This window comes from Enterobacter chuandaensis (genome assembly GCF_003594915.1).
Classification (GTDB): domain Bacteria; phylum Pseudomonadota; class Gammaproteobacteria; order Enterobacterales; family Enterobacteriaceae; genus Enterobacter; species Enterobacter chuandaensis.
In genome coordinates this window covers 72,934-99,067 of the sequence record NZ_QZCS01000015.1, presented here as the reverse complement: position 1 = coordinate 99,067, position 26,134 = coordinate 72,934, and the positions used below count along the sequence as shown (strand labels likewise).

23 protein-coding genes and 1 pseudogene are annotated in these 26,134 nt (G+C 53.6%); 14 read left to right on the top strand and 10 right to left on the bottom strand.

All coding sequences use genetic code 11. The annotated features are described in order from the left end of the window. Window positions 1-157 precede the first annotated feature (157 nt). The gene (gene hemN / locus D5066_RS19420; RefSeq protein WP_119916939.1) at window positions 158-1,531 is read left to right on the top strand and encodes an oxygen-independent coproporphyrinogen III oxidase; all 1,374 of its coding nucleotides are present in this window, start codon (window positions 158-160) and stop codon (window positions 1,529-1,531) included. A 67-nt stretch (window positions 1,532-1,598) separates the two neighbouring features. Here the strand turns inward: hemN and D5066_RS19415 are convergent, their stop codons facing one another. From D5066_RS19415 to glnA, 4 genes are all read right to left on the bottom strand, one after another. Further along, complete coding sequence (locus D5066_RS19415; protein WP_017382667.1) at window positions 1,599-1,709, bottom strand: YshB family small membrane protein; 111 nt, start codon at window positions 1,707-1,709, stop codon at window positions 1,599-1,601. 110 nt (window positions 1,710-1,819) lie between these two features. Continuing rightward, window positions 1,820-3,232, bottom strand: a complete 1,413-nt coding sequence (glnG, locus tag D5066_RS19410; RefSeq protein ID WP_028014893.1) for a nitrogen regulation protein NR(I) — start codon at window positions 3,230-3,232, stop codon at window positions 1,820-1,822. Window positions 3,233-3,243: 11 nt separating this feature from the next. Beyond that, window positions 3,244-4,293 carry a nitrogen regulation protein NR(II) gene (gene glnL / locus D5066_RS19405; protein WP_080330278.1) on the bottom strand — a complete coding sequence of 350 codons (1,050 nt, stop codon included), beginning with the start codon at window positions 4,291-4,293 and terminating at the stop codon, window positions 3,244-3,246. Between the two features lie 170 nt (window positions 4,294-4,463). Further along, the gene (gene glnA / locus D5066_RS19395; protein ID WP_008501856.1) at window positions 4,464-5,873 is read right to left on the bottom strand and encodes a glutamate--ammonia ligase; all 1,410 of its coding nucleotides are present in this window, start codon (window positions 5,871-5,873) and stop codon (window positions 4,464-4,466) included. A 378-nt stretch (window positions 5,874-6,251) separates the two neighbouring features. Between glnA and typA the strand changes: the two genes are divergently transcribed. Continuing rightward, the gene (gene typA / locus D5066_RS19385) at window positions 6,252-8,075 is read left to right on the top strand and encodes a ribosome-dependent GTPase TypA (RefSeq protein ID WP_028014891.1); all 1,824 of its coding nucleotides are present in this window, start codon (window positions 6,252-6,254) and stop codon (window positions 8,073-8,075) included. A 54-nt stretch (window positions 8,076-8,129) separates the two neighbouring features. Here the strand turns inward: typA and D5066_RS19380 are convergent, their stop codons facing one another. Next, window positions 8,130-11,027, bottom strand: coding sequence for an autotransporter outer membrane beta-barrel domain-containing protein (locus D5066_RS19380; RefSeq protein ID WP_119916938.1), 2,898 nt, complete (start codon window positions 11,025-11,027; stop codon window positions 8,130-8,132). 71 nt (window positions 11,028-11,098) lie between these two features. Further along, window positions 11,099-11,716, bottom strand: coding sequence for a helix-turn-helix transcriptional regulator (locus tag D5066_RS19375; protein ID WP_119916937.1), 618 nt, complete (start codon window positions 11,714-11,716; stop codon window positions 11,099-11,101). A gap of 536 nt (window positions 11,717-12,252) precedes the next feature. On the opposite strand from D5066_RS19375, the gene D5066_RS19370 reads away from it, so the two are divergent. The 8 genes and pseudogenes from D5066_RS19370 to nadS all read left to right on the top strand — a co-directional run bounded on the left by D5066_RS19370 (window position 12,253) and on the right by nadS (window position 17,114). Continuing rightward, window positions 12,253-12,996 carry a winged helix-turn-helix domain-containing protein gene (locus D5066_RS19370; protein WP_119916946.1) on the top strand — a complete coding sequence of 248 codons (744 nt, stop codon included), beginning with the start codon at window positions 12,253-12,255 and terminating at the stop codon, window positions 12,994-12,996. Continuing rightward, a complete protein-coding gene (locus D5066_RS19365) occupies window positions 12,993-13,463 on the top strand; it encodes a hypothetical protein (protein WP_119916936.1) in 471 nt (156 codons plus the stop codon). Before D5066_RS19370 ends, D5066_RS19365 begins: the two co-directional genes overlap by 4 nt. Window positions 13,464-13,550: 87 nt before the next feature. Continuing rightward, entirely contained in the window at window positions 13,551-14,150 is a 600-nt protein-coding gene (gene yihX / locus D5066_RS19360) for a glucose-1-phosphatase (RefSeq protein WP_119916935.1), read from the top strand. After that, window positions 14,144-15,025, top strand: coding sequence for a virulence factor BrkB family protein (locus tag D5066_RS19355; RefSeq protein WP_045260235.1), 882 nt, complete (start codon window positions 14,144-14,146; stop codon window positions 15,023-15,025). Before yihX ends, D5066_RS19355 begins: the two co-directional genes overlap by 7 nt. After that, complete coding sequence (gene dtd / locus D5066_RS19350) at window positions 15,022-15,459, top strand: D-aminoacyl-tRNA deacylase (RefSeq protein WP_008501836.1); 438 nt, start codon at window positions 15,022-15,024, stop codon at window positions 15,457-15,459. The genes D5066_RS19355 and dtd overlap by 4 nt, the downstream gene beginning before the upstream one ends. Window positions 15,460-15,503: 44 nt before the next feature. Next, entirely contained in the window at window positions 15,504-16,445 is a 942-nt protein-coding gene (fabY, locus tag D5066_RS19345) for a fatty acid biosynthesis protein FabY (protein ID WP_165853358.1), read from the top strand. Window positions 16,446-16,593: 148 nt separating this feature from the next. Beyond that, window positions 16,594-16,823 (top strand): annotated as a pseudogene (locus tag D5066_RS23265) (type II toxin-antitoxin system RelE/ParE family toxin). Beyond that, window positions 16,824-17,114 carry a NadS family protein gene (gene nadS, locus D5066_RS19335; protein WP_061096529.1) on the top strand — a complete coding sequence of 97 codons (291 nt, stop codon included), beginning with the start codon at window positions 16,824-16,826 and terminating at the stop codon, window positions 17,112-17,114. Between the two features lie 40 nt (window positions 17,115-17,154). Here the strand turns inward: nadS and fdhE are convergent, their stop codons facing one another. Genes fdhE through fdnG form a run of 4 tightly spaced genes read right to left on the bottom strand, consistent with a single transcriptional unit; the run spans window position 17,155 to window position 22,678 of the window. Further along, window positions 17,155-18,084: a formate dehydrogenase accessory protein FdhE gene (gene fdhE, locus D5066_RS19330; protein ID WP_080330293.1), complete on the bottom strand. Its 930-nt coding sequence runs from the start codon at window positions 18,082-18,084 to the stop codon at window positions 17,155-17,157. Beyond that, window positions 18,081-18,716, bottom strand: coding sequence for a formate dehydrogenase cytochrome b556 subunit (fdoI, locus tag D5066_RS19325; protein WP_010436852.1), 636 nt, complete (start codon window positions 18,714-18,716; stop codon window positions 18,081-18,083). Before fdoI ends, fdhE begins: the two co-directional genes overlap by 4 nt. Next, the gene (gene fdxH / locus D5066_RS19320) at window positions 18,713-19,615 is read right to left on the bottom strand and encodes a formate dehydrogenase subunit beta (protein ID WP_003861960.1); all 903 of its coding nucleotides are present in this window, start codon (window positions 19,613-19,615) and stop codon (window positions 18,713-18,715) included. Before fdxH ends, fdoI begins: the two co-directional genes overlap by 4 nt. Window positions 19,616-19,627: 12 nt before the next feature. Then, window positions 19,628-22,678 (bottom strand): formate dehydrogenase-N subunit alpha, encoded by a 3,051-nt coding sequence (fdnG, locus tag D5066_RS19315; protein ID WP_165853357.1) that lies wholly within the window; start codon window positions 22,676-22,678, stop codon window positions 19,628-19,630. A gap of 372 nt (window positions 22,679-23,050) precedes the next feature. On the opposite strand from fdnG, the gene fdhD reads away from it, so the two are divergent. The 4 genes from fdhD to D5066_RS19290 all read left to right on the top strand — a co-directional run bounded on the left by fdhD (window position 23,051) and on the right by D5066_RS19290 (window position 26,131). Beyond that, window positions 23,051-23,887 (top strand): formate dehydrogenase accessory sulfurtransferase FdhD, encoded by an 837-nt coding sequence (gene fdhD / locus D5066_RS19305; protein ID WP_119916932.1) that lies wholly within the window; start codon window positions 23,051-23,053, stop codon window positions 23,885-23,887. Between the two features lie 114 nt (window positions 23,888-24,001). Further along, window positions 24,002-24,214 carry a YdgH/BhsA/McbA family protein gene (locus tag D5066_RS19300; protein ID WP_014072382.1) on the top strand — a complete coding sequence of 71 codons (213 nt, stop codon included), beginning with the start codon at window positions 24,002-24,004 and terminating at the stop codon, window positions 24,212-24,214. A 449-nt stretch (window positions 24,215-24,663) separates the two neighbouring features. Continuing rightward, window positions 24,664-25,377: a DUF1120 domain-containing protein gene (locus tag D5066_RS19295; RefSeq protein ID WP_119916931.1), complete on the top strand. Its 714-nt coding sequence runs from the start codon at window positions 24,664-24,666 to the stop codon at window positions 25,375-25,377. 70 nt (window positions 25,378-25,447) lie between these two features. Continuing rightward, window positions 25,448-26,131, top strand: coding sequence for a fimbria/pilus chaperone family protein (locus D5066_RS19290; RefSeq protein WP_119916930.1), 684 nt, complete (start codon window positions 25,448-25,450; stop codon window positions 26,129-26,131). The last annotated feature ends 3 nt before the right edge of the window (window positions 26,132-26,134 follow it).

The following is a 26,134-nucleotide window of genomic DNA, read 5'->3' as shown; positions in this document are numbered from 1 at the left end:
TTATAACCCTTCCGGTTATATGTTATCTGGTGTGGTTATTCGTTAAACTACGGCGGTTGTCGCGGCGACAGAAGTGGCTGCGCACCCGAATGATGGCCCGCGATGGGGCCAGAACGGGCCGCCGTATACGAACGCGACACCAACGGAAGGAGTGAGCATGTCAGCACCAACTATCGACTGGGATTTGGCCCTAATCCAGAAGTATAACTATTCCGGGCCGCGTTATACCTCATACCCCACCGCGCTGGAGTTCTCCGATGCCTTCGGCGAGGCGGATTTTCAGCAGGCCGTCGCGCGCTATCCAGAGCGTCCGCTGTCGCTCTACGTCCATATTCCGTTCTGCCACAAGCTCTGCTACTTCTGCGGCTGCAATAAAATCGTGACCCGTCAGCAGCATAAAGCTGACCAATACCTCGATGCGCTCGAACAGGAAATTGTGCACCGCGCTCCGCTGTTTAAAGGGCGTCACGTCAGCCAGCTTCACTGGGGTGGCGGCACGCCAACCTATCTGAATAAGGCGCAAATAAGCCGCCTGATGACGCTGCTGCGCGGAAATTTCAATTTTAACGACGACGCTGAAATCTCGATCGAAGTCGATCCGCGCGAAATTGAGCTGGATGTTCTGGATCACTTACGCGCCGAGGGCTTCAACCGTCTGAGCATGGGCGTGCAGGATTTCAATAAAGAGGTGCAGCGTCTGGTCAACCGCGAGCAGGACGAAGCGTTTATCTTCGCCTTACTCAACCACGCGCGTGACATCGGCTTTACCTCGACCAATATCGACCTGATTTACGGCCTGCCAAAGCAGACGCCGGAGAGCTTCGCCTTCACCCTGAAGCGCGTGGCCGAGCTCAACCCGGACCGCCTCAGCGTCTTTAACTATGCACATCTGCCGACGCTGTTCGCCGCCCAGCGCAAAATTAAAGATGCCGATCTGCCTTCTGCCCAGCAGAAGCTGGATATCCTGCAGGAAACCATCACCTCGCTGACCGAAACCGGCTATCAGTTTATCGGCATGGATCACTTTGCCCGTCCGGATGACGAGCTGGCTGTTGCTCAGCGCGAAGGTGTCCTGCACCGTAACTTCCAGGGTTATACCACCCAGGGCGACACCGATCTGCTGGGGATGGGCGTCTCGGCGATCAGCATGATTGGCGACTGCTACGCGCAGAACCAGAAAGAGCTGAAGCTCTACTACCAGCAGGTAGATGAAACCGGCAACGCGCTGTGGCGTGGTATTGCGCTGACCCGTGACGACTGTATACGTCGCGATGTGATTAAGGCGCTTATCTGCAACTTCCGTCTTGATTTTAGCGACGTGGAAGCGCAGTGGGATCTGACATTCAGCGATTATTTTGCGGAAGACCTGAAGCTTCTGGCGCCGCTGGCGAAAGACGGGCTGGTGGATGTGTCTGAGAGCGCGATTGAGGTCACGCCGAAAGGGCGTCTGTTGATCCGTAATATCTGCATGTGCTTTGACGCGTATCTGCGTCAGAAAGCACGTATGCAGCAGTTCTCGCGGGTGATTTAAGCCGCAAAAGCACGAAATGTAGGCCGGGTAAGGCGAAGCCGCCACCCGGCTTTTACATTTCAACCCGCTAGCTAAACAGTCCAACCAGCGCCGCACACAGCACCGCCGCAACGGCAGTTTGTGGCGTGTGGCTTTCTGCTGCTCCGCTCGAAAGTAAAGTCACTAATGATTCCAGCATGATGCTCCCCCCAATTTCCGGGCACGATCATACAAAACTCATCGGAACAGTAAAGCGCAAAATAACGGCAATTTGCGCTCAATTAATAACCTTTACACAGCGGAGTAAGATCACTCCATTCCCAGTTCTTTCAGCTTGCGCGTGAGGGTATTACGTCCCCATCCCAGCAGGCGCGCCGCTTCCTGCTTATGGCCCTGCGTATGACGAAGCGCGGTGGTCAACAGCGTGCGCTCCATCTCTGGCTGAGCCTCAGACAGCAGGTTTTGATGACCGGAACGCAGCGCGCGGTCGGCCCACTGCGCCAGCAGCGTCGCCCAGCTGTCCGGCAGCGCGTGCCCGGTGCTGCTTTCTGGCGCGGTGGCCTCAAACAGCTCGGCCGGTAAATCCTGAATCAGCACTTCCTGCCCGGCGGCCATCACGGTTAACCAGCGGCAGGTGTTTTCCAGCTGGCGCACGTTGCCCGGCCAGGCCAGGCGGGTGAGGGCGGCATCGGTTTCCGGGTGAAGCTGCTTGGCTTCCACACCCAGTTCGCGGGCTGCAACCTGCAGGAAATGACGCGCCAGTCGGGGAATATCTTCCCGACGCTCGCGCAGCGGCGGCAAATGAACGCGAATGACGTTCAGGCGGTGGAATAAATCCTCACGGAATTTCCCCTCCTGCACGCGCAGCTCCAGGTTCTGATGCGTCGCGGCGATAATGCGCACGTCCACCTTCACCGGCGCATAGCCGCCCACGCGGTAAAACTGCCCGTCGGCCAGTACGCGCAGCAGGCGGGTCTGCACGTCCAGCGGCATATCGCCGATCTCGTCCAGGAACAGCGTGCCGCCGTCAGCCTGCTCAAAGCGCCCCTGGCGAATGGTATTCGCGCCGGTAAACGCCCCTTTTTCGTGGCCAAACAGTTCAGATTCAATCAAATCCTTCGGGATCGCCGCCATATTAAGGGCGATAAACGGCGCTTTTGCCCGCGGGCTATGGCGATGCAATGCATGCGCCACCAGCTCTTTACCGGTTCCCGATTCACCGTTAATCAATACGCTGATGGACGAGCGGGACAGACGGCCAATAATGCGAAACACGTCCTGCATCGCCGGTGCTTCGCCGATGATGTCAGTGGTAGGCCCAAAATCGGGTGCGTGGCGCGGCTGCTGCTGCTCCTGGTAGTGGCTAATCGCGCGTTCAACCAGCGCCACCGCTTCGTCGATATCGAACGGTTTGGGCAGGTAATCGAATGCTCCTTGCTGATAGGCGCTTACCGCGGCATCCAGATCGGAGTGCGCGGTCATTATGATGACCGGGAGCATCGGGTGGCGTTGTTTGATCTGTTTTAACAGCGCCAGCCCGTCCATGCCCGGCATGCGAATATCCGAGAGCAGTACGTCCGGCGTTTTGGTGGTGAGTGCGTCGAGCACCTCGCTGCCGCTCTCAAACGTCGTGCAGCTTAATCCTGCCCCTGTGAGTGCGCGTTCAAGCACCCAACGGATGGAGCTATCGTCATCGACTACCCAGACTATCCCTCGTTGCATAAACGTCACCTTTATTTTTTAATCGGCAGGAAAACCGAAAACTCGGTATGTCCCGGCCAACTGGTAAATTCAATTTTTCCGGAGTGCTGATCGATCAGGCTGCGGGCGATAGATAAGCCCAGTCCCGTACCGCCTTCGCGGCCGCTTACCATCGGGTAGAACAGGGTGTCCTGCAGATGAGAAGGAATACCGGGCCCGTTATCCTCAACGTCGATGCGTGCCGCCAGACGATAGCGCACACCATGCAGCGTGAGCTGGAAGGCGGTACGGGTGCGTAAAATAATCTCGCCCCCTTCCGGCCCCAGTGCCTGCAGCGCATTGCGTACAATATTCAGCAGGACCTGCTCAATCTGGTCAGGGTCATGCGCCAGTTCCGGCAGGCTGGGGTCGTAATCTCGCACCAGCGTAACGTTCTCCGGCAGCTCCATTGAGACCAGCTTCACTACCCGCTCCGCCACTTTATGAATGCTTTCTGAGACGTGCATGCCCGGCTGCTGTGGCCCAAGAAGGCGGTCAACCAGGTTACGCAGGCGGTCCGCCTGCTCAATGATGACGTTGGTGTACTCCGCCAGCGCGGGGTCGGGCAAGGCCTTGGTCAGCAGCTGCGCTGCGCCGCGTAACCCACCCAGCGGATTTTTGATTTCATGCGCGAGACCGCGTACCAGGTCACGGGCGGCAATTTGCTGCGCATGCTGAAGCTGCTCCTGGCTCAGGCGACGCTGGTTATCCATCGGTGCCATTTCCAGCAGGATCATGCCTTCAGGAAGACGTTGCGCGGTCAGCGATAAAATATGCGAACGCCCGTCAATCACCAGCGTCACTTCGTTATCGGTGAACCCCTGGCCGGCCTGCAAACTTTCCTGCATCAGGCCAATATTCAGCGAAAAATAGCTCAGAAGTTCCGGAAGCGGGGTGCCAAACAGTTTTCTCGCGCTCTGGGCGAGCAGCTGCTGCGCCGCCGGGTTGGCGTAATGGACGGCCAGCTCGTCGTCGACCAGCAAGATACTGTTAATTAAAGAATTGAGGATCTGCCCAGCATCGGGCAGCGTGCCAGTTGCCATTCAGCAGTCTCCTGGAGTTGGTTGCACTATTTTAGTGCAGTATAGCGGTTTCGGCGTAAAAAGCGCGTGAGATCAGGTTGTTGGTGGAGAAAAAAGCCCATCCGGAGATGGGCTAAAAGTTTCCACGGCAACTACCCCCGGCGCTTGTCACGCCGGGTAAAACAACTAAATTAAACGCTGTAGTACAGTTCGAACTCAACCGGATGCGGAGTCATACGCACGCGGTCGTTCTCTTCGGTACGCAGAGCGATGTAAGCATCGATAGCGTCGTCAGTGAATACGCCACCTGCAGTCAGGAACTCACGGTCTGCGTCCAGCGCCTGCAGGGCTTCTTCCAGAGAGCCAGCAACCTGTGGGATCTCTTTCGCTTCTTCTGGCGGCAGGTCGTACAGGTTTTTGTCCATCGCTTCGCCCGGATGGATCTTGTTCTTGATACCGTCCAGACCGGCCATCAGCAGTGCTGCGAAGCACAGGTATGGGTTAGCCGCTGGGTCCGGGAAGCGCACTTCGATACGACGCGCTTTAGGAGACGCCACCACCGGGATACGGATAGAAGCAGAACGGTTACGTGCAGAGTAGGCCAGCATCACTGGCGCTTCGTAGCCCGGGACCAGACGCTTGTAGGAGTTGGTGGTTGGGTTCGCCAGGGCGTTGATCGCTTTAGCGTGCTTGATAACACCACCGATGTAATACAGCGCCTGCTCGGACAGACCGGCATATTTGTCGCCAGAGAACAGGTTGGTACCGTTCTTGGACAGAGACATGTGACAGTGCATACCGGAACCGTTATCGCCAAACATTGGTTTTGGCATGAAGGTCGCGGTTTTACCGAAACGGTGCGCAACGTTGTGCACAACGTATTTGTAGATCTGAATTTCGTCCGCTTTTTTGGTCATGGTGTTGAAGCGGGTTGCCACTTCGTTCTGACCCGCAGTCGCTACTTCGTGGTGATGCGCTTCAACAACCAGGCCCATCTCTTCCATCACCAGACACATGGTGGAACGGATGTCCTGTGCAGAGTCGACCGGAGGAACCGGGAAGTAACCGCCTTTCACGCCTGGACGGTGACCTTTGTTACCACCTTCGTACTTGGTGGAAGAGTTCCATGCGCCTTCGATGTCGTCGATAGCCACGTGGGAGCCAGAAATAGAGGCGCCGAAGCGGATGTCGTCGAACAGGAAGAACTCTGGCTCTGGCCCGAACAGAACGGTGTCCGCGATGCCGGTAGAACGCAGGTACTCTTCAGCGCGTTTTGCGATAGAACGTGGGTCGCGGTCGTAGCCCTGCAGCGTGCCTGGCTCGAGGATGTCGCAACGGATGATCAGGGTTGGTTCTTCGAAGAACGGATCAATGACCGCAGTGGTTGCATCTGGCATCAGAACCATGTCGGATTCGTTAATGCCTTTCCAGCCACCAATGGAGGAGCCGTCAAACATTTTGCCTTCTTCAAAGAATTCGGCGTTCACCTGATGAGCAGGGATTGTGACGTGCTGTTCTTTACCTTTGGTATCGGTGAAGCGCAGATCAACAAACTTCACTTCATGTTCGTTCAGCATCGTCAAAACGTGTTCAGCGGACATACTTAACTCTCCAGATTGGTCATTGTCGTCGTGGTAACGAGGTCTTCAATTTCTGTTTGTACTGGCTGTTGCCATGTATTTTTTATAAAGCGAAATCTGTGCCAACTTTTAAAACACCCCAAAAAGGCGTTATCATGCGCACCATAGTGCAAAAGGGCTGCACCATGATGGATTTGTTGCACCAGTATAGTGCTTCAATGTGAACATTGAGCACCATATTGGTGCAATTTACGTTAAAGTGCCCTTTTACCGCTCCGTGAAAGCGATCACAAAGCATCTCTGCAATACTTGTTTGCGGGGGATGTTTGTGATCCTGTTTTGTAGTGCGATTAATCCGTGTACAATAACGCGCTATTTCTAAATGCCTGAGGCAAAGTTGTGATCGAAAATTTGCGTAACATCGCCATCATCGCGCACGTAGACCATGGTAAAACTACCCTGGTTGACAAGCTGCTGCAGCAATCCGGTACGTTTGATGCGCGTGCCGAAACCCAAGAACGCGTGATGGACTCCAACGATTTGGAGAAAGAGCGTGGGATTACCATCCTCGCGAAAAACACCGCGATTAAATGGAATGACTACCGTATCAACATCGTTGATACCCCAGGGCACGCCGACTTCGGTGGTGAAGTTGAACGTGTAATGTCCATGGTAGACTCCGTTCTGCTGGTCGTTGACGCAATGGATGGCCCAATGCCACAGACGCGCTTCGTGACCAAAAAAGCTTTTGCCCATGGTCTGAAGCCAATCGTTGTTATCAACAAAGTTGACCGCCCTGGCGCGCGTCCTGACTGGGTTGTTGACCAGGTCTTCGACCTGTTCGTTAACCTCGACGCGACCGACGAGCAGCTGGACTTCCCTATCGTTTATGCCTCTGCGCTGAACGGTATTGCAGGTCTGGACCACGAAGACATGGCTGAAGACATGACCCCGCTGTATCAGGCGATTGTTGACCGTGTTCCTGCGCCAAACGTTGACCTGGAAGGCACCCTGCAGATGCAGATCTCCCAGCTCGACTACAACAACTACGTTGGCGTAATCGGCATTGGTCGTATCAAGCGCGGTAAAGTGAAGCCTAACCAGCAGGTCACTATCATCGATAGCGAAGGCAAAACCCGTAACGGTAAAGTCGGTAAAGTACTGACTCACCTGGGTCTTGAGCGTATCGAGAGCGACATCGCTGAAGCGGGCGACATCATCGCAATCACCGGTCTGGGTGAACTGAACATCTCCGACACCATCTGCGATCCGCAGAACGTCGAAGCGCTGCCAGCCCTGTCCGTTGATGAACCAACCGTATCCATGTTCTTCAACGTCAACACCTCTCCGTTCTGTGGTAAAGAAGGTAAGTTCGTTACCTCTCGTCAGATCCTTGACCGCCTGAACAAAGAGCTGGTGCACAACGTTGCGCTGCGCGTTGAAGAAACCGAAGACGCTGATGCATTCCGCGTTTCCGGTCGTGGTGAGCTGCACCTGTCTGTTCTGATCGAAAACATGCGTCGTGAAGGTTTCGAGATGGCGGTTTCCCGTCCGAAAGTTATCTTCCGCGAAATCGATGGCCGTAAACAAGAGCCGTTCGAAAACGTAACGCTGGACGTAGAAGAGCAGCACCAGGGTTCTGTGATGCAGGCGCTGGGCGAGCGTAAAGGCGACCTGAAAAACATGAATCCAGACGGCAAAGGCCGCGTACGTCTCGACTACGTGATCCCAAGCCGTGGCCTGATCGGCTTCCGTTCTGAGTTCATGACCATGACCTCCGGTACCGGCCTGCTGTACTCCACCTTCAGCCACTACGACGACGTTCGTCCGGGCGAAGTGGGCCAGCGTAACAACGGCGTACTGATCTCCAACGGTCAGGGTAAAGCGGTTGCGTTTGCGCTGTTCGGTCTGCAGGATCGCGGCAAGCTGTTCCTGGGTCACGGTGCTGAAGTTTACGAAGGCCAGATCATCGGTATTCACAGTCGTTCTAACGACCTGACCGTAAACTGCCTGACCGGTAAGAAACTGACCAACATGCGTGCGTCCGGTACTGACGAAGCAACGGTTCTGGTTCCACCGATCAAGATGACGCTGGAGCAGGCTCTGGAGTTCATCGATGATGACGAACTGGTAGAAGTGACTCCACAGTCAATTCGTATCCGTAAACGTCACCTGACCGAGAACGATCGTAAACGTGCTATGCGCGGTGCGAAAGAAGACTAATACGGTCAATCCGTAGTAAAAAAAGCCGCTGATTTCTCAGCGGCTTTTTTGTTGCTATTTGAAGCTGTATTTCACCCCCAGCATCCCTTGCGTATCGCTGTAGCCTTTGTCGCCAATCTGCTGTGCCACATTGCCCCAGACGCTAAGCTGCGGCGTAATTTGCCCCTCGACGCCCGTCTTTAGCTCACCAATATTGCGCGTACCGCGCATCTCATTGCTGACGTCATCCATGCGAATGCGCGTGGTCTGGGTATTGTGGATCCAGTTTGCCTCGATAAACGGCTGGAAGGTACGGGATTTACCGTCATCCATCGCGTTATGTCCGCTGATGTAGGCCTTCACGCCGAGACGCGTCATCAGGTTCCCTTTAGTTTCATCTTTCACCCGCGTGCCGTTGCGCTCGCGATGGTCGTCAGCCTTCACGTCCATCCAGACGGCCTGCGCCTTCGGCTGGAGCCAGTAGCTGTTGCGGCCGCTTTCACCCACCTTAACGCTATAACCCGCTTCTACAGAGGCGGTCAGGCCGCTGGAGTGATAACGCTCAGTCGCCTGGTCCTGCCCCATCACCTTATTATCGAACCAGTTATACAGCACCCAGCTATCAACGTAGGTGCCGCTTTTATCGGCTTCGTTTGCGTACCAGGTACCGTACAGACCAACGCTATAGCCATTCACTTCGCCACGTGAGTGGTATCCGGTCAGGCTGGAAGCGCTCCGGCTCTGGCTGTTGCCGTAGCCTGCCATCAGGCCAAGATGCCAGCGGTCCAGGCCATCAGTGCTCCACTGGGCAACATCGCCGCCCAGCTGCAGCACGTAGCGATTGGCGGTCGTTTTTAGCTGGCCGCTGCCGTCGTTGAAACGCGTATGCCCGCCGACGTTACGCATCCACAGGCTCGTCACTTTTTTCTCGCCGGTAAGCAGGTCGGTGTACTGCGTTTCACCCAGACGATCGTGCAGGCGGGTCATAAATAGCGTATTTGCCGCATAGCTGTTCGCCTGATAGCTGCCAAATTCCGGGCGGTACTGGTGCTCGCTTTTCGGCGGCGCAGCAGGCGGTACCGGTTCCTGCGGCGGGATCACCGGGTCAACTGGCGGGTCCACAGGGTCGACGGGATCTACAGGGGGGTCAACCGGGTCAACAGGCGGGTCGACAGGGTCAACAGGGGGATCTACCGGGTCGACAGGTGGGTCAACGGGTTCAGCCAGGCTGGTCAGGAACCAGTTCTTTCCTTTCTGCACAACGTTATAGTCATAACCCCCCGCCACGATACGGCTGGCTTTCTCAAACGTCCCGTCAGAGTTGCCGCCTACACTGACAATTTCAATTCCTTCTACGGTTTGTGCGCCGGTACCGCCAATGTTGTTCACTTCCACGCCGGTATGGCCGGACGTGTTTCCTTCGACAATCAGCTTGTCCGTTTCCGAAGTATCGTCAAACAGCACGGTATTGAAAACCAGCTTGCCGCCATTGCCGATGTAATCCTCATTGATGGTCAGGGTTTGCCATGCCGCATCCCCGGCATGCTGGAAATTAACCGTGCCGCCCGCATTCAGGGTCAGGCTGGTCAGCGTGGAGCTGTCGCGCATATTCCACACGGCATCATTCATCGTAAGTGCGATGGCACCGCTGCCTGCGGCATTGCTCTCAATGTAGGACGCTCCGTTCCACAGTGAGTTGTTATTCATTGTCAGCGTAATGGTGCTGTTTTGTGCCGGAAGGGTGCTGGTGGCCGCGACGCCGCCAGCGGAGAGGATATCGCCGTTGAGGATGAATTTGCCGCCCGTGGAGGCATCAATCACTCCACCGTTGCTGGCGTTCAGGGCATAGCTTCCGTTGTCGCGCTGGCCTGCGGTGGTAATGGTTGCGCCGCCCTCAAGCGTTATCACGCCGCGTGACCAGGCGTACATCCCGTGCGGTGCTTGCGCGGAGCTACTGGTTTTCTCACTGCTGTTGACCGCAATGGTGACGTTATCCCCAACGTTTACCGCTGCTGTGTACGCATAGACGCCATGCGCGCTGGCACCGTTGGTGGTGATGGTCGCGCCTTCATCAAGGGTGATGGTTGACGAGCCGGTAGAATACACGCCGGAGGCACTGGCCGCGTCGGTGGTAATGGTCGCTTTTTTTCCCAGCTCGATTCTGGAGGCAGAACCCGTATACAGGCCGTAGGCCGATGTGCCGTACGTTTCGATAGTGGCCTCATCCCCCAGGCTGACGGATGAGCCGCTCTGGTTGGTACGAATCCCCTCGGCGTAGGTACCCCGTGTCACAATATGCGCACGATCGCCGACGACAATGTTATTTTTGGCCTTCGAGGCATCATTCAGTGCATAGGCGCTAATGCCGCGACCGGTACTGCCGGTGGTTTCGATATAGAGATCGTCACCCACATAAACATTGGCGGAGCCGAGAGAGCCCTGACTGAAGGAGCTGTACCCGGCATTAATGCCATCGCCGCTTTGGCCATTAACGTAAATGTGGGTGCGGTCGCCGGTAATGATAAACACCGGGTTGTCCGGTGTGTTCATACCATGGGTACGAATACCGTCGACATCTTTACCATTATTGGCAGCGACTTTTGACTGGGTACGAATAGTCAAATCGTCACCAAATATCACCCCCGGGCTGCCGGACGTGGAGTTCTGGATAACGGTGACCGAATGCTCAAAGGCTTCCGCCCCTGGTCCTTCAAGCGTGATCCCATCCCCATAGACAGGGATATTGCCCGGGCTGTACTGGTAGACATAGTTAGGATCGCTGGTATTTTTGCTAAAGTTCGCGTTTGCCGTTGCAGGAATCAGCGCCTGTATTTCTGCAGGCAAATCCGTTACTGCTCCGGTGGCAGGTAAATTAGCAAAATCGATAACTGCTGCATTCGCGGTAAATAGCGCTGACGATAGCGCCAGCGAAATCGCAACGGCGACAGGTGAATGTTTCAATAAATATGGCATGACTGCCCCCTTTCTTTCAGGCGTAAAACATCCTCCACACCATTAAATGTGGGTATGTTAAGAAGTTGAAATTACAAAATAGAAACGAGTATTTTATGAATGCTGGTACCTAACTTCCTCTCTAATCGTATTTTATGAACGTAAATTTTTTTCACATCAACGCTGGCTGTTTTTATTATCTCCTGGAGGCACACTCCTGACATAAATCTGTTAAGTAAAGTGAATTCAACAGTATTCAGGGTGTTTCTTCGCCTGCTGCTCACTCGCCTGCCGGAAAAAAGATGGTTAATTTTTTCCTGCAATAAAGCGTCATTGTCATCTGAATAAATAATTCCCTTTATTTCACTGCGATGAGCGAAAAAGTAATGGGCCAACGCCTCCAGTTTACGGTCTGTGATAAGCACGATGTGCATGTTAGTCATTGCCAGATGTTCAATCCATTGCGGATCGACAAGCAGGCGTAGGTTATATATCGAAAAATCTACAAAAATAAATCCGCGTAATAAGTGATTCTTGTTCCCGGACAATATTTTATTTTCTACTGCAAGTTGCAGGAAATGATTTCCCACCGGCCAAACTGCGAAGGAGGCGCTGCCACAGTATTGTGAGCGCACTGTGTTATCCGGGAATAACTGACAGGACAGTTCGCAGCTTATACAGCGGACAACCTTTTGCGACGATGTTATCATCCAGTCCACTCCTGTCTTATTTTCATTATCAATATTTCACTGCCTTTCAAATGTGTCAATCTTGAAACATATCCAGCGATCCTGACGTCTTTATGAGAAATAATGCCAGGGAATATAAATTCCTGGCTGTCTCTATTCTTGCAGGCCGTAGGCATTGTGACAGAACATCGATTGCCAGACGTTACCCAGGAATATTCATCAAACTATTAAGATTATTCCGCAAAAACAATCCCGAAAGGAAATTGACGAAATAGCACTAATAGCTAAAGATTCGTCGCCTCGATCTGCCTGAACGTCAGTCTTTTCTCAACGTGTGGCTCAATATAATTATTTGGCCTGGCGAAGTGTAATGAAATCTCATTATGTCCTTTTAGCTGAGGCTCACCTAAGAAAAACGCCTTGTAACGAATTGAAAAATAATGTGATGTTTCTAATCTTAGGTAGGGAGGTATCGCGTCCTAATCCTTCTGACCTATACTGTTGTTAAATATATGGGTGTGAAGGGTTAAATATTGTTATTGCAGAGGAAGGTAAAATTGTATCTCATTAACAAGCTGGTCGAGTATGACCCGGAAAACAAAACCCTGGTGAATCCTATTATCGGGCGCACGATACAATTGCAGCTTCCTGCCAACCTCTGCTTTCTTTATCTCGTCACCCATCCTGGCGAAATAATTTCGCAAAATCAGTTAATGGTGGTGGGATGGGGTGAACGTAACGACATAACTACACCGAATACCTTTTACCAGGCCATTTTGACATTGCGCAATGCGCTGGCTGAGGTGGGGTTACCGCGCGATACGGTAAAAACGATCTCACGGCGTGGGCTGACGCTTTCCGAAGCCACCCAGGTTGAAGTATTTACTCCCACCGCAGAGCCGGTAATTGCCAATAAGGACGCAGCAATAGCTGAGGGCATCGTGATGAAGAAGCCGGTGTGGTTAATAATAGCCACTGCTACGCTTTTTCTGATCGCGCTTATTAACGGAGGCATATTATATAAACATCACTATAACATGCCGTTTAGTCACTACATTCCACTTTCAACGGGCAGTACGGCCAACGCCTGCCAACTCTTTTATGCACCTAATGAACACATGCAGGACCATTACCTGCGCTTGTTAAAAAATTACCCCAGCCTGTGTGCCGCAAACCGATACGTTTTTCTTATCGGCTATAGTAAAACGGAGCGAATCGCGGCGTTTGTCTGTAATAACGATGCGCGACATGACGCGGCAGCGTTATGTACCACGCATTATTTTTGGGCGCATGAGCAATGACGAGACTCGGAAATCGTATTATTTTGCTGGCGGCGTTTCTGGGGGCTGCTATTACCAGCGGCTGGTTAGCGTATTCGCATTTTTCGAGCGCGCCGATACGCTGTACAGGTGATGTGGAGTGGACGATTGGTAAAAACCGGTTTGTCGGTACGGTTTCCTGGCGAATGCAGCATCGGGAAGGGACCGCTGTCATTAACGGTAAACTGTTTGGTCACGTGATTTCTGAAGTCAACCGTACCATCTATTTTCACTACAGCGATCATCAGAACGCGCGCGTATTAAATAACGATCGTATTGTTAAAACCTTCGCCGATAGTGCGGATGAGGCTGATATCAATGCAACGCTACCGGGCTTTTATCGTACGCCGGGAAGAGATTTGAGCCTGATGATTGATGAGTACCGTGGAGCGTGGCTTTTTGCCGCGTCGAACGTCCCTTCGCTGTACTGTCGTAAAAACGCGCCGTAAAAATCGATCGCACACCTTAGATGGCACGCATAGTCAAATCTCGTGATTCCCGCTACAGTTATCTCTCCACGGCGAAAGGAGATAAACATGCTTTATATCTTTGACTTAGGAAACGTAATCGTCGATATCGATTTTAACCGGGTGCTGGGGGCCTGGAGCGACTTTAGCCGTGTGCCGCTGGCGACGTTAAAGCAGGATTTCGCGATGGGGGAGACCTTCCATCAGCACGAGCGCGGGGAGATTAGCGATGAAGAGTTTGCTGAACGCTTCTGCCAGGAGATGGGGCTTTCGTTAAGCTATGAACAGTTTTCCCACGGCTGGCAGGCGGTGTTCGTCGCGATCCGTCCGGAAGTGATCGACATTATGCACAAGCTGCGCGAGCAGGGGCACCGGGTGGTTGTGCTGTCGAACACCAACCGTCTGCACACGACCTTCTGGCCAGATGAATACCCTGAAGTTAAGGCGGCGGCAGATAAGATTTATCTTTCGCAAGAGATGGGTATGCGTAAGCCTGAAGCAGGAATTTATCAGGCTGTTTTGCAGGCAGAGGGATTCACCGCGGCCGATGCGGTCTTTTTCGACGACAACGACGATAATATAGAGGGAGCTAACCAGTTGGGTATCACGTCAATTCTGGTGACCGGAAAAGAGACGATACCGAACTACTTTGCGAAGCAGTTATGCTAAAAACCGTTCATCAAAAAGCCACGCATCATACTCGCCCACTGAGGGCCTGGCTGAAGCTGCTCTGGCATCGCATTGATGAGGACAACATGACCACGCTGGCGGGTAACCTCGCCTACGTGTCGTTGCTCTCATTAGTACCGCTGGTGGCGGTTATCTTTGCGCTCTTTTCCGCTTTCCCGATGTTTGCGGACGTCAGCCTGCAGCTTCGCCATTTCGTCTTTGCGAACTTCATTCCTGCCACCGGGGATGTTATCCAGAACTACATCGAGCAGTTTGTTGCCAACTCCAGCAAGATGACGGCGGTGGGGGCCTGCGGGCTTATTGTCACCGCGCTGCTGCTGATGTACTCCATCGACAGCGCGCTTAACACCATCTGGCGAAGCAAAAAAATCCGTCCTAAGGTCTATTCCTTCGCCGTCTACTGGATGATTTTAACGCTGGGGCCGTTGCTGGCCGGGGCGAGTCTGGCAATCAGTTCGTATCTTCTCTCCTTGCGCTGGGCGAGTGATTTAAACAGCGTTATCGATAACGTGTTGCGTATTTTTCCGCTGATCCTGTCGTGGCTCTCATTCTGGCTGCTCTATAGCGTTGTACCGACCACGCGCGTGCCCAACCGCGATGCGGTAGTTGGGGCGCTGGTGGCGGCAGTGCTTTTCGAACTGGGTAAAAAAGGGTTTGCCCTCTACATCACCATGTTCCCCTCTTATCAGCTGATTTACGGCGTGCTGGCGGTGATCCCCATTTTGTTTGTCTGGGTTTACTGGACCTGGTGTATCGTCTTGCTTGGCGCCGAAATAACTGTCACTCTCGGCGTATACCGCGAACTTAAAAAAGCAGCAGAAGCTGAAAAACAATTAGAAGCAGACCAACCATGATTGCATTGATACAGCGCGTAACCCGTGCCAGCGTCACCGTGGAGGGAGAGGTGACGGGTGAAATTGGCCCAGGACTTTTGGTGTTGTTAGGTGTCGAAAAGGATGATGACGAACAAAAAGCTAACCGCTTATGCGAGCGCGTGCTGGGCTACCGCATATTCAGCGATGCGGAAGGCAAGATGAACCTGAACGTCCAGCAGGCGGGCGGCAGCGTGCTGGTGGTTTCCCAGTTTACGCTGGCAGCGGATACCGAGCGCGGCATGCGCCCGAGCTTCTCTAAAGGCGCCGCGCCGGATCGTGCAGAAGCACTTTACGAGTACTTTGTTGAGCGTTGTCGCCAACAGGAAATGAATACGCAAACCGGACGATTCGCTGCAGATATGCAGGTCTCACTGGTGAACGATGGCCCCGTCACATTCTGGCTCCAGGTATGAGCCAACTGGCGGCGTGGCCGCGGGTAACAAGAGAGAGTACAGCTATGTATCACCTTCGAGTACCGCAAACGGAAGAAGAGTTAAACGCGTATTACCAGTTCCGCTGGGAAATGCTGCGCAAGCCACTGCATCAGCCAAAAGGCTCTGAACGCGACGCCTGGGACGCGATGGCCCACCATCAGATGGTGATGGACGAAGAGGGTAACCTCGTCGCCGTCGGGCGACTGTATATCAACGCCGATAACGAAGCGTCTATTCGCTTTATGGCGGTTCACCCGTCAGTGCAGGACAAAGGCCTCGGCACCCTGATGGCGATGACGCTGGAGTCCGTCGCCCGCCAGGAAGGCGTCAAGCGCGTCACCTGTAGCGCCCGGGAAGATGCCGTGGAGTTCTTTGCCAAACTCGGTTTCGTTAACCAGGGCGAAATCACCGCTCCGCAAACCACGCCGATTCGCCACTTCTTGATGATCAAACCCATCGCCACGCTGGACGATATTTTGCATCGCGCGGACTGGTGCGGACAGCTGCAGCAGGCCTGGTATGAACACATCCCGCTAAGTGAAAAGATGGGCGTGCGCATCCAGCAGTACACCGGGCAAAAATTCATTACCACCATGCCGGAAACCGGCAATCAAAATCCGCACCACACCCTGTTTGCCGGAAGTCTTTTCTCACTGGCCACGCTCACCGGCTGGGGGCTTATCTGGCTGATGCTGCGCGAGCGCCATCTGGGCGGCACCATCATTCTCGCCGATGCCCATATTCGCTACAGCGCGCCTATCAGCGGCAAGCCGAGCGCGGTGGCGGACCTTGGCGCTCTCGGTGGCGATCTCGATCGTCTGGCTCGAGGCCGCAAAGCCCGCGTACAGATGCAGGTTGAGCTGTTCGGTGATGAAACCCCGGGCGCGGTGTTTGAAGGCACCTATATCGTTCTCCCTGCGAAGCCGTATGGCGCGTATGAAGAGGGCGGGAACGAGGAAGAATAACGGTCGTCTGGAAAGCGGCTCGCAAATACACAACGTAGCAGAACGTATCCTTCGCTTTATTCGGCGTATCCCGTTAACGTAATCAGCAAGGGGTACGTCATTGACGTACATTAGACATTTGTTACTATAAGCCAATGGCGTATGTTTAATGCTATTCATTGAAACGGACATTTTCACAGAAGACGTCAAAACGTTACTGGATGACGATGAATATCATAGGTTCCAGATATTCCTGGCGACGCAACCGGAGTACGGCGATCTGATCCAGAATACGGGAGGCTTGCGAAAGATTCGCTGGCTTGCTGGCGGAAAGGGATTAAAGATGACCTCTCCGCGAGTGAGAAAGCTATTCTGAAAAAGATGATAGAGAGGTGGTAAATGGATAAGGCCCTGTTTGAGCGTTTAACCCAAAGCATGGCGCAAATGAACGAAATTGCCGAGGGCAAACGCGAACCGTCGCGCACCTTTCAGATCGATGCGATGAAAATTAAAGAAATTCGTCAGGCTTCCGGGCTATCGCAGAGTAAATTTGCGAATTTAATTTCTGTTAGTGTCGATACACTGCGTAACTGGGAACAAGGCAGGCGCTCACCAACAGGACCGGCTAAAGCGCTACTGCGGGCTATTGCCAACGATCCTCAGCATGTTATCCCTGCACTTTCGCAGTAAGTAGCCCGGCAGCGAAGAGGCTGACCGGGCTAAATGGAGACTACTCCCCTTCACCCGGGAACAGGAACGGGTTAATCGAGCTGCGGGCAAAGCCCTCCTGCTCCATCTTCGCGTCCAGAATCAGCGAGGCGAGATCGTCCGCCACCGCTTCGACTTTCGGGTCTTTTTCCTGATACAGAATCTTCAGGTAGGTGCCGCAGTCGCCGCAGCTTTCGGCTTTCACCGCCGCGTCTTCATTTTCCAGCGACCAGTAGTTCAGATCGCGGGTCTGCTCGCAGTTGCTGCACTTGATGCGCACCACGTGCCACTCGGTTTCACACAGGTTGCAGTGCAGGTAGCGCAGCCCCTGCGTGGTGCCAATCTGCACCATGCTGGAGACGGGCATTGAGCCGCAGACTGGGCAGAACTGACGCGCTTCGCCGTATTCAGCGCGGGCTTTACCGGGGATCAGACTCGCCATTTGCGCCCAGTAGAGCGACAGCGCAGCCCAGATGAACGGTGCTTTATCGCTGCTTACCAGCGAGAAGTCGGAGGCGAACAGCGCGCTCGCCATCTCTTCCAGCTCCTGATCGGAGGCTTTTTCCAGGTTCTCAATGACCGCCAGCGCGGTGCCGCTCATCTCCGGCTTCAGCTCGGCAATCAGCGAATGCAGCAGCTTATGCCAGTGCTTGTCGCGCGGCAGGACGTGAATGTCCAGCGGCGGCTTACCCTGCGCGTTGGCTTCTTTGATGCGCGCGGTCAGGTCCATTTGCAGCGGGTGGTCGTACAGCACCACTTCCTGCGCGTGGGCGACCAGCGCGGCAAAGCGCAGAAAATCACCCAGCGGGTTGTTCTCTGCCAGCTCGCGCAGACGCTCTGCGCGGCGGTTGTAGAGGTTCTTGAGTCTGGGGAATAACAACGGCGGAATATAATCCGCCGTGCGTTTCTCGCTCGACCCCAGCTCATCTTGCGGGATTATGCGAATACTCATTCAGATGACTTTTCCTGTTTCTGGCGGACTTCACGGTACCAGCGCGGGTGATGTTTCTTCGCCCACGTACTGGTTACCCATCCTTCCACCATCGCGGTAATGGTGCCTTTCACCCAGAGGGCGGCGTAGATATGCACCATGATAACCACAATTAACGCCACTGCGGCAAATGAATGCAGCATCAGCGCAAATCGGATCACCGGGATTGAGAAAGCAGGCGCAAAGTACGGACGCCAGATGATCACGCCGCTCACCAGCAACAGGACCAGGAAGATAATCGCCGCCCAGAATACGCATTTCTGGCCGAAGTTATAACGCCCGGTATCACCCACTTCCTCGTTGACGACGATCTTACGAATATTCTTCGCCCAAAAGATATCATCCCGATTGATTAGGTTATGGTGCCAGTAGCGGAAAAACATGATGATAAACGAGGCAAACATCACCACACCCACGAACGGGTGAAGGATGCGCGCCAGCTGCGGCGTCCCCAGTACCTGCATCAGCCAGTTGAAGGACGGGAAGAAGAACCCCAGCCCGCTTATCGCCGCCAGCATGAAGCAGAAGGCGGTGACCCAGTGGTTGATGCGTTCCGGCGCGGTGTAGCGCACGATGGTGTCACGTTTTCTCATTTGCGCACCTCGTCTTTCTCTTCATGCAGGTTGTCGTCTTCCTCTTCCGCGCGGTTCGGACCAACGCCGACGTAGTGGAAGATGCTCGCTGCGAAGGTGGCAGCAAAACCGACCGCTGCCAGCGGTTTCCAGATGCCTTTCCAGAACTTCACGGTGGCGCTGATCTCCGGGTTCTCCGGCAGACCGTGATACAGGTTCGGCTTGTCGGCGTGGTGCAACACGTACATCACGTGCGTACCGCCAACTCCGGCCGGATCGTACAGGCCCGCGTTGTCGTAACCACGAGTTTTCAGCTCGCCCACGCGCTCTGCCGCCAGCGTTTTCATATCCTCTTTAGATCCAAAGTGGATAGCGCCGGTTGGGCAGGTCTTCACGCACGCTGGCTCCTGGCCCACGTTAACGCGGTCAACGCACAGCGTACATTTATAGACGCGGTTGTCTTCCGGGTTCATGCGCGGCACGTCGAACGGACAGCCCGCGATGCAGTAGCCGCAGCCGATGCACTGTTCGGACTGGAAGTCGACGATGCCGTTGGCATACTGAATGATAGCCCCTTCTGACGGACACGCCTTCAGGCAGCCCGGATCCGCACAGTGCATACAGCCGTCTTTGCGGATCAGCCATTCCAGTTTGTCGTTCTGCTCCACTTCCGAGAAACGCATCACCGTCCAGGACTTGGCGGTCAGGTCCGCCGGGTTGTCGTACACCCCGACGTTGTGACCCACTTCGTCACGGATGTCGTTCCACTCTGAACAGGCCACCTGACAGGCTTTACAGCCGATACAGGTGGTCACGTCGATAAGCTTCGCCACTTCCTGCTGGTGGTCCCGCGCCTGGGGCGCGGGCGTGAAACCGTTAGTCGCGGAACGACGGATAATGTCTTGAGATTGATAAGCCATAAGTCGTCTCCGTTACACCTTTTCCACATTCACGAGGAAGGCCTTAAACTCCGGCGTCTGCGTGTTCGCATCGCCGACGAACGGCGTCAGGGTGTTCGCAATGAACCCTTTCTTCGCCACGCCTTCATAACCCCAGTGAATTGGGATGCCGATGGTATCCACCTGCTGACCGTGAACGTTCAGCGTGCGAATACGCTTGGTCACCACCGCCTTGGCTTTGATGTAGCCGCGGTTGGAGGAGACCTTCACGGTATCGCCATGGGCAATGCCGAGCTTGTTCGCCAGCTTCTCGCCGATCTCCACAAACTGTTCCGGCTGCGCGATGGCGTTAAGCAGCGCGTGCTTGGTCCAGTAGTGGAAGTGTTCGGTCAGACGGTAAGTGGTGCCCACGTACGGGAACTTGTCCTTTTTACCCAGCGCTTCAAAGTCGCCCTTGAAGATACGCGCTGCCGGGTTAGAGACCACGTTCGGGTGCAGCGGGTTAGTGCCCAGCGGCGTCTCAAACGGCTCGTAGTGTTCCGGGAACGGACCTTCGGCCATCTTATCGATAGCAAACAGGCGTCCCATCCCTTCAGGCTGCATGATAAACGGCCCAACGTCGCTGCCCGGTGCGGCAGTGCTGTAGTCCGGAATATCCACGCCGCCCCATTTCGCGCCGTCCCACTTCAGCAGCTGACGCTTCGGATCCCACGGGTTGCCCTGCGGGTCAGCGGAGGCACGGTTATAGAGGATGCGGCGGTTGAGCGGCCACGCCCATGCCCAGCCCAGCGTATTGCCAAGGCCCGACGGGTCGGCGTTGTCGCGGTTAGCCATCTGGTTGCCTTTCGGCGTCCAGCTACCGGCAAAGATCCAGCAGCCGCTGGAGGTCGTACCGTCATCGCGCAGGTGCGCGAAGGTGCTGAGCTGATCGCCTTTCTTCGCCAGAACCGCGCCGGTTGCCGGGTCGATAACGTCCGCCAGCGCCTTACCGTTGCTCTCCATCGCCACTTCTTCCGGGGAAGGATTTTCCGGCGTCGAGTAGTTCCAGGTCATGTTCAGCACTGGCTCAGGGTTCGCGCCGCCTTCTGCCGCGTACATCTTACGCAGGCGTAAGAAGATACCGGCCAGGATCTCGCCGTCGTTCATGGCGATGCCCGGGGCGTCTGCGCCTTTCCAGTGCCACTGCAGCCAGCGTCCTGAGTTAACGATAGAACCGTTCTCTTCCGCGAAGCAGGTCGACGGCAGACGGAACACTTCGGTCTGAATCTTCGACGGATCGACGTCGTTTGATTCACCGTGGTTCTGCCAGAAGGTCGAGGTCTCGGTGTTGAGCGGGTCAATCGTGACCAGGAACTTCAGCTTCGACAGAGATTCAACAACCTTATTCTTGTTCGGGAACGACGCCACCGGGTTAAAGCCCTGGCAGATATAGCCGTTGACCTGGCCCTGGTGCATCATCTCGAAGTACTGGAGAACGTCGTAACCTTTGTCCCACTTCGGCAGCCAGTCAAAGCCCCAGCTGTTTTCCGCAGTCGCTTTGTCGCCGTAGAAGGCTTTCATCAGCGAGACGAAGAACTTCGGATAGTTGCCCCAGTAGTTCACCTGGCCTTCGAGCAGCGGTTTTGGCGTGCTGGCCGTCAGGTAGGTTTGCAGGTCGGGCTGTTTCTCGCCTGGCAGGTTCATGTAACCCGTCAGGCTCTGCGACAGCAGGCCGAGGTCGGTCAGACCCTGAATGTTGGAGTGGCCGCGCAGGGCGTTCACGCCGCCGCCTGCCATCCCCATGTTGCCGAGCAGCAGCTGTACCATTGCCATGGTACGGATGTTCTGCGCGCCGATGGAGTGCTGCGTCCAGCCGAGTGCATACAGGAACGACGCGGTTTTGTCTTTCGCGCTGGTTTCCGCAATAAGCTCGCACACCTTAAGGAAGTCCGCCTTCGGCGTGCCGCAGATATTCTCAACAACGTCCGGCGTGTAGCGGGAAACGTGCTCTTTCAGCAGGTTCCACACGCAGCGCGGGTGTTGCAGAGTGGTATCGCGCTTCGCAAAGCCTTTCTCATCCAGCTCGTAGTTCCAGCTGGTTTTGTCGTATTTGCGTTTTTCCGCGTCATAACCGCTGAACAGGCCATCTTCGAAGTGGTAATCCTCACGCACGATCAGGCTGGCGTTGGTATAGGCTTCGGTGTACTCGCGGTTATATTTTTCGTTGGTCATCAGGTACAGCAGTACGCCTGACAGGAAAGTGATGTCAGTACCTGAACGAATAGGGGTGTAGAAATCCGCCACTGACGCTGTACGCGTAAAGCGGGGATCGATCACAATCAGTTTCGCACCGTTGTGGATTTTGGCTTCCATCGCCCAGCGGAACCCGACAGGGTGCGCTTCAGCGGCGTTACCGCCCATCACCACAATGAGGTTGGCGTTCTTGATGTCGACCCAGTGGTTGGTCATCGCACCGCGACCAAATGTTGGAGCAAGACTTGCTACCGTTGGTCCGTGTCAGACACGCGCCTGGTTGTCGACCGCGAGCATACCGAGCGCACGCGTGAATTTCTGGGTTAAATAGCCGGTTTCGTTGCTGGAGGCAGATGCACACAGCATCCCGGTGGAGAGCCAGCGGTTAACCGTGACGCCGTCGGCGTTCTTCTCAATAAAGTTGGCATCGCGGTCTTCTTTAATATGTTTTGCGATGCGGTCAAACGCCTCTTCCCAGCTGATTTGCTGCCATTTATCGGAGCCTGGCGCGCGGTATTCCGGGAATTTCAGGCGGCTTTCGGAGTGGATAAAGTCCACCAGACCGGCCCCTTTCGGGCACAGCGCACCACGGTTGACCGGATGGTCCGGGTCGCCTTCGATATGGAAAATAGACGCTTTGGCGTTTTTAGCACCGTCGCCGAGGCTATACATTAACAGCCCGCAACCGACAGAGCAGTATGTACAGGTATTACGGGTTTCACGGGTACGCAGCAGTTTATACTGCCGCGTTTCCGCCAGCGCTACGCCGGGCGCAAAGCCCAGTGCCGCTGCCGTGGTGCCTGCCATACCGCCAGCGCAGATCTTAAAGAACTGCCTTCTGCTGACCTGCATGGGTCACTCCTTGTTTCGACATTGCTTACATATGTAGTTTTAACTTCGCGGTTGAGAATTGACCGCAAAGGAGAAAAATTTGCGTTAATCCCTCATTTCTCCGAGGGATATCATCAGAATACCACAATGTCGGTATACCTGTTCCAACGGCGTTAATACAAAGTGAACGTATTATCACTGTGTTGATTATAAAGTGTGACATCGATCACGTTATCTGCTCTGCATGTTAAAAGGGTGTAGCAGGGGTCGGCTTGCACCCCTTCTTAATGAGTAGGAGAATGAGTGTCGAAAAGTTGATCCATACTATGCGTAAGGCCTGTGGTTTATGCTGCAATAGCAGGCTTACTTCCGTGGTTGTTCAGGAATACCGCTGTGTCTAAACAAAACCGTGCTACCCGCTCATCGCCACTGCCTGAGGGCATTGTGGAACTGTCGGTACGCAGACCGCCCCATATTACCCATACCACGCCCGATTTTCTGGCGGAAGAAGTGCCCGTTGCCCTCGTTTACAACGGTATTTCGCATGTGGTGATGATGGCCTCACCCAAAGATCTCGAACTGTTCGCCATCGGGTTTTCCCTCTCGGAAGGCATCATTGCGCATCCGCAGGAGATCTACGGCATGGACGTGGTTCAGGCGTGTAACGGTCTGGAAGTGCAAATTGAACTCTCCAGCCGCCGCTTTATGGGGCTGAAAGAGCGCCGTCGCGCGCTGGCCGGGCGTACCGGGTGCGGCGTTTGTGGTGTTGAGCAGCTTAACGATATTGGCAAGCCCGTTGCGCCACTGCCTTTTACCCAGACCTTTAATCTGGCGCATCTTGACTATGCGCTGGAACATCTCAACGACGTACAGCCCATCGGCCAATTGAGTGGCTGCACGCACGCGGCGGCGTGGGTATTGCCGTCAGGAGATATTGCCGGAGGGCATGAGGACGTAGGCCGCCACGTCGCGCTCGACAAGCTATTAGGCCGTCGTGCGCAGGAAAGCGATCTCTGGCAGCAGGGCGCGGCGCTTGTTTCCAGCCGTGCAAGCTATGAGATGGTGCAGAAGTCCGCGATGTGCGGCGTGGAAATTCTGTTTGCGGTGTCGGCGGCAACCACGCTGGCGGTAGAAGTCGCGGAGCGCTGCAACCTGACGCTGGTGGGCTTCTGCAAGCCGGGAAGGGCGACGATTTATACCCATCCACAGCGATTAATGGTTAATCAATAATTTTGAACGATAATAGCAAATCCTTCCGCTTTTAGTTGTTCAGGATGAGGGCTAATATTTATCTCATCAAGGCACGGTGCCTTACCTAAACAACTTAATGAAAGGGTTTATATTATGAAAAGCATCAAAACTTTTGTCGCTGTAATCGCTCTGGCTACTTCTTTCGGTTCTTTCGCTGCACAGACGGTGACCGCAACCGCGTCTACCATTGATGGCGCAGAAGCGAAAATCGCTGCTCAGGCTCAGGAAGCGGGCGCGTCTTCTTACAAGATTACCCAGGCATTTTCCGGTAACCGCGTGCATATGACCGCTGAACTGAACAAGTAAGCTATGTTGCCGCTGTCCCTGCTCTTCGGAGCCGGGACAGGTTTACTTTCTTCTATTCCTTCCCGCTATCTCCTCGCATATCTTCTAAGCTATTCCTGATTAATGAAACAATAAATGTAAATGTTTCACCTCTTTGGTCACTTTTGTTTGAAATTAAGCAATTCCATACACATTTCAAATATAAGGTCAGACCAGCCTTCTGTATGTATTTATCAAAAGAATGCATTGTGTTTTTTTGATGCTATATTACCGGTTTCATATTCAGTGAAAATATAATTGATCCTGAGTTTTAAGGAATTCCTCAGGCGTAAATCCTAAAAGACTTTTGAAGTATTGATCGAATTTATCTGTAATGCTACTTTCCAAAAACAAACTGTTTTAAGTAATAACCCCAGGCCAGATATTCATTATCTGGTTTATTTTGTATTTCACTTATATAAGGAAATAAAATGAACGCGATGTTTAAAAAAGGGATGCTGGCATCCGTGCTGGCTGTAGCGGCGTCCTCAGCAATGGCGGCATCCAGTATTGATATTCAGGTTACGGGTAAAATTCTGCCTTCTTCATGCACGCCGACATTCACCAGCGGCGGAGGAATCGCAGATTTTGGCACGATGAAAGTGGCATCGTTAAATTCAACCGCCGTAACCCCATTAGCCGATGTTAAAATTGTTCCTGTCAATATTACCTGTGAAGATGCTACGCGTATTGCCGTAACCTTTAACGATGCACACGCTGATTCTGCACCTACAGAAGATTTACCCACATCATTTGTTGATTTAGATTTTGCTCTCGAGCCGAAGTATACTGCGGGTCTGGGTATGTATAACGGTAAAAAAATTGGCGCTTACTCACTTGGTATTCAACAAACGAGTGGTGCAGTGACAAACGAAGCTGGAGACGTACTGTATCCAACTTATACCATGGCAAGCGGCGGTAACATGGATTGGGGTAATAAATCTGGTGTTCGTTATTTGCAGGTAACAACTGATAAGAGCGAGATGTACTCTTTCAGTGACACATTAGGCGGTGACCCTGTTCCGCAGACTAATGTTAACTTTAATGTCGGCGTAGCAGCGATGATTAACCCTACCAACGATCTGAGTATTACTGATGAAGCCACTCTGGATGGCTTAACAAACGTTGAGTTAGTTTATCTGTAATTTTTCCGCCGGAAAAGGAAACACTCCATGTTCGTGGAGTGTTATTTATTAATATTAATGGATTAATATTATGCTGAGTCTGAAAAGAACGCTCATTTGCGCCTGCCTGTTAGCTTCGTTCAACACGATGGCTGCCGGGATGGTGCCAGATACATCATTGCTGATTGTTAACGAAGATGAACAGGGCGCCAGTATGGATGTGAAAAACACCGATGCTGATGCACAATTGCTCTACACAAAAGTCATCGATTTAGCTGATGATCAAAAACCTGGACTGATTGTTACACAGCCTGTGGTACGTGTGGATGCAGGTAAAACTCAGCGTGTACGCTTTGTGTTGAAAGGCAGTAACGAACCTTTGAAGGTTGAGCACCTTAAACGTGTGGTTTTTAGCGCTATTCCGCAGCGGGAAAAGAATAAAGTTAAGGTCACCTTTAGCCAGAATCTTCCTGTTATTATTCGTCCAGCTGGGCTGGCGGTTAATCTTGAGCCCTGGAAGGACTTAACCTGGCAGGTTAAAAATGGCGTTGTCACTGTCGAGAATAAGACGCCTTATGTTGTTCGTATGGAGCAACAAGTGAAATTATTACCCTCCGGTACAGCAGCGAAATTCCCTAAAACCTATATATTGCCGGGTGAAACAATGACAGCCAATGCGGATGTAAAATTTTCATCATTAGAAAAGAAAATTGAAATATATCCGGCAACCCGTTACGGCTATAAGGCTAAGAATTATATCGCCGATTTCAAATAAAAA

What these genes read in the sequence shown, in the direction of transcription:
- hemN (WP_119916939.1), top strand. Translation starts at nt 158, where the DNA reads ATGTCAGCACCAACTATCGACTGGGATTTGGCCCTAATCCAGAAGTAT.
- D5066_RS19415 (WP_017382667.1), bottom strand. Translation starts at nt 1,709, where the DNA reads ATGCTGGAATCATTAGTGACTTTACTTTCGAGCGGAGCAGCAGAAAGC.
- glnG (WP_028014893.1), bottom strand. Translation starts at nt 3,232, where the DNA reads ATGCAACGAGGGATAGTCTGGGTAGTCGATGACGATAGCTCCATCCGT.
- glnL (WP_080330278.1), bottom strand. Translation starts at nt 4,293, where the DNA reads ATGGCAACTGGCACGCTGCCCGATGCTGGGCAGATCCTCAATTCTTTA.
- glnA (WP_008501856.1), bottom strand. Translation starts at nt 5,873, where the DNA reads ATGTCCGCTGAACACGTTTTGACGATGCTGAACGAACATGAAGTGAAG.
- D5066_RS19380 (WP_119916938.1), bottom strand. Translation starts at nt 11,027, where the DNA reads ATGCCATATTTATTGAAACATTCACCTGTCGCCGTTGCGATTTCGCTG.
- D5066_RS19375 (WP_119916937.1), bottom strand. Translation starts at nt 11,716, where the DNA reads ATGATAACATCGTCGCAAAAGGTTGTCCGCTGTATAAGCTGCGAACTG.
- D5066_RS19365 (WP_119916936.1), top strand. Translation starts at nt 12,993, where the DNA reads ATGACGAGACTCGGAAATCGTATTATTTTGCTGGCGGCGTTTCTGGGG.
- yihX (WP_119916935.1), top strand. Translation starts at nt 13,551, where the DNA reads ATGCTTTATATCTTTGACTTAGGAAACGTAATCGTCGATATCGATTTT.
- D5066_RS19355 (WP_045260235.1), top strand. Translation starts at nt 14,144, where the DNA reads ATGCTAAAAACCGTTCATCAAAAAGCCACGCATCATACTCGCCCACTG.
- dtd (WP_008501836.1), top strand. Translation starts at nt 15,022, where the DNA reads ATGATTGCATTGATACAGCGCGTAACCCGTGCCAGCGTCACCGTGGAG.
- fabY (WP_165853358.1), top strand. Translation starts at nt 15,504, where the DNA reads ATGTATCACCTTCGAGTACCGCAAACGGAAGAAGAGTTAAACGCGTAT.
- nadS (WP_061096529.1), top strand. Translation starts at nt 16,824, where the DNA reads ATGGATAAGGCCCTGTTTGAGCGTTTAACCCAAAGCATGGCGCAAATG.
- fdhE (WP_080330293.1), bottom strand. Translation starts at nt 18,084, where the DNA reads ATGAGTATTCGCATAATCCCGCAAGATGAGCTGGGGTCGAGCGAGAAA.
- fdoI (WP_010436852.1), bottom strand. Translation starts at nt 18,716, where the DNA reads ATGAGAAAACGTGACACCATCGTGCGCTACACCGCGCCGGAACGCATC.
- fdxH (WP_003861960.1), bottom strand. Translation starts at nt 19,615, where the DNA reads ATGGCTTATCAATCTCAAGACATTATCCGTCGTTCCGCGACTAACGGT.
- D5066_RS19300 (WP_014072382.1), top strand. Translation starts at nt 24,002, where the DNA reads ATGAAAAGCATCAAAACTTTTGTCGCTGTAATCGCTCTGGCTACTTCT.
- D5066_RS19295 (WP_119916931.1), top strand. Translation starts at nt 24,664, where the DNA reads ATGAACGCGATGTTTAAAAAAGGGATGCTGGCATCCGTGCTGGCTGTA.
- D5066_RS19290 (WP_119916930.1), top strand. Translation starts at nt 25,448, where the DNA reads ATGCTGAGTCTGAAAAGAACGCTCATTTGCGCCTGCCTGTTAGCTTCG.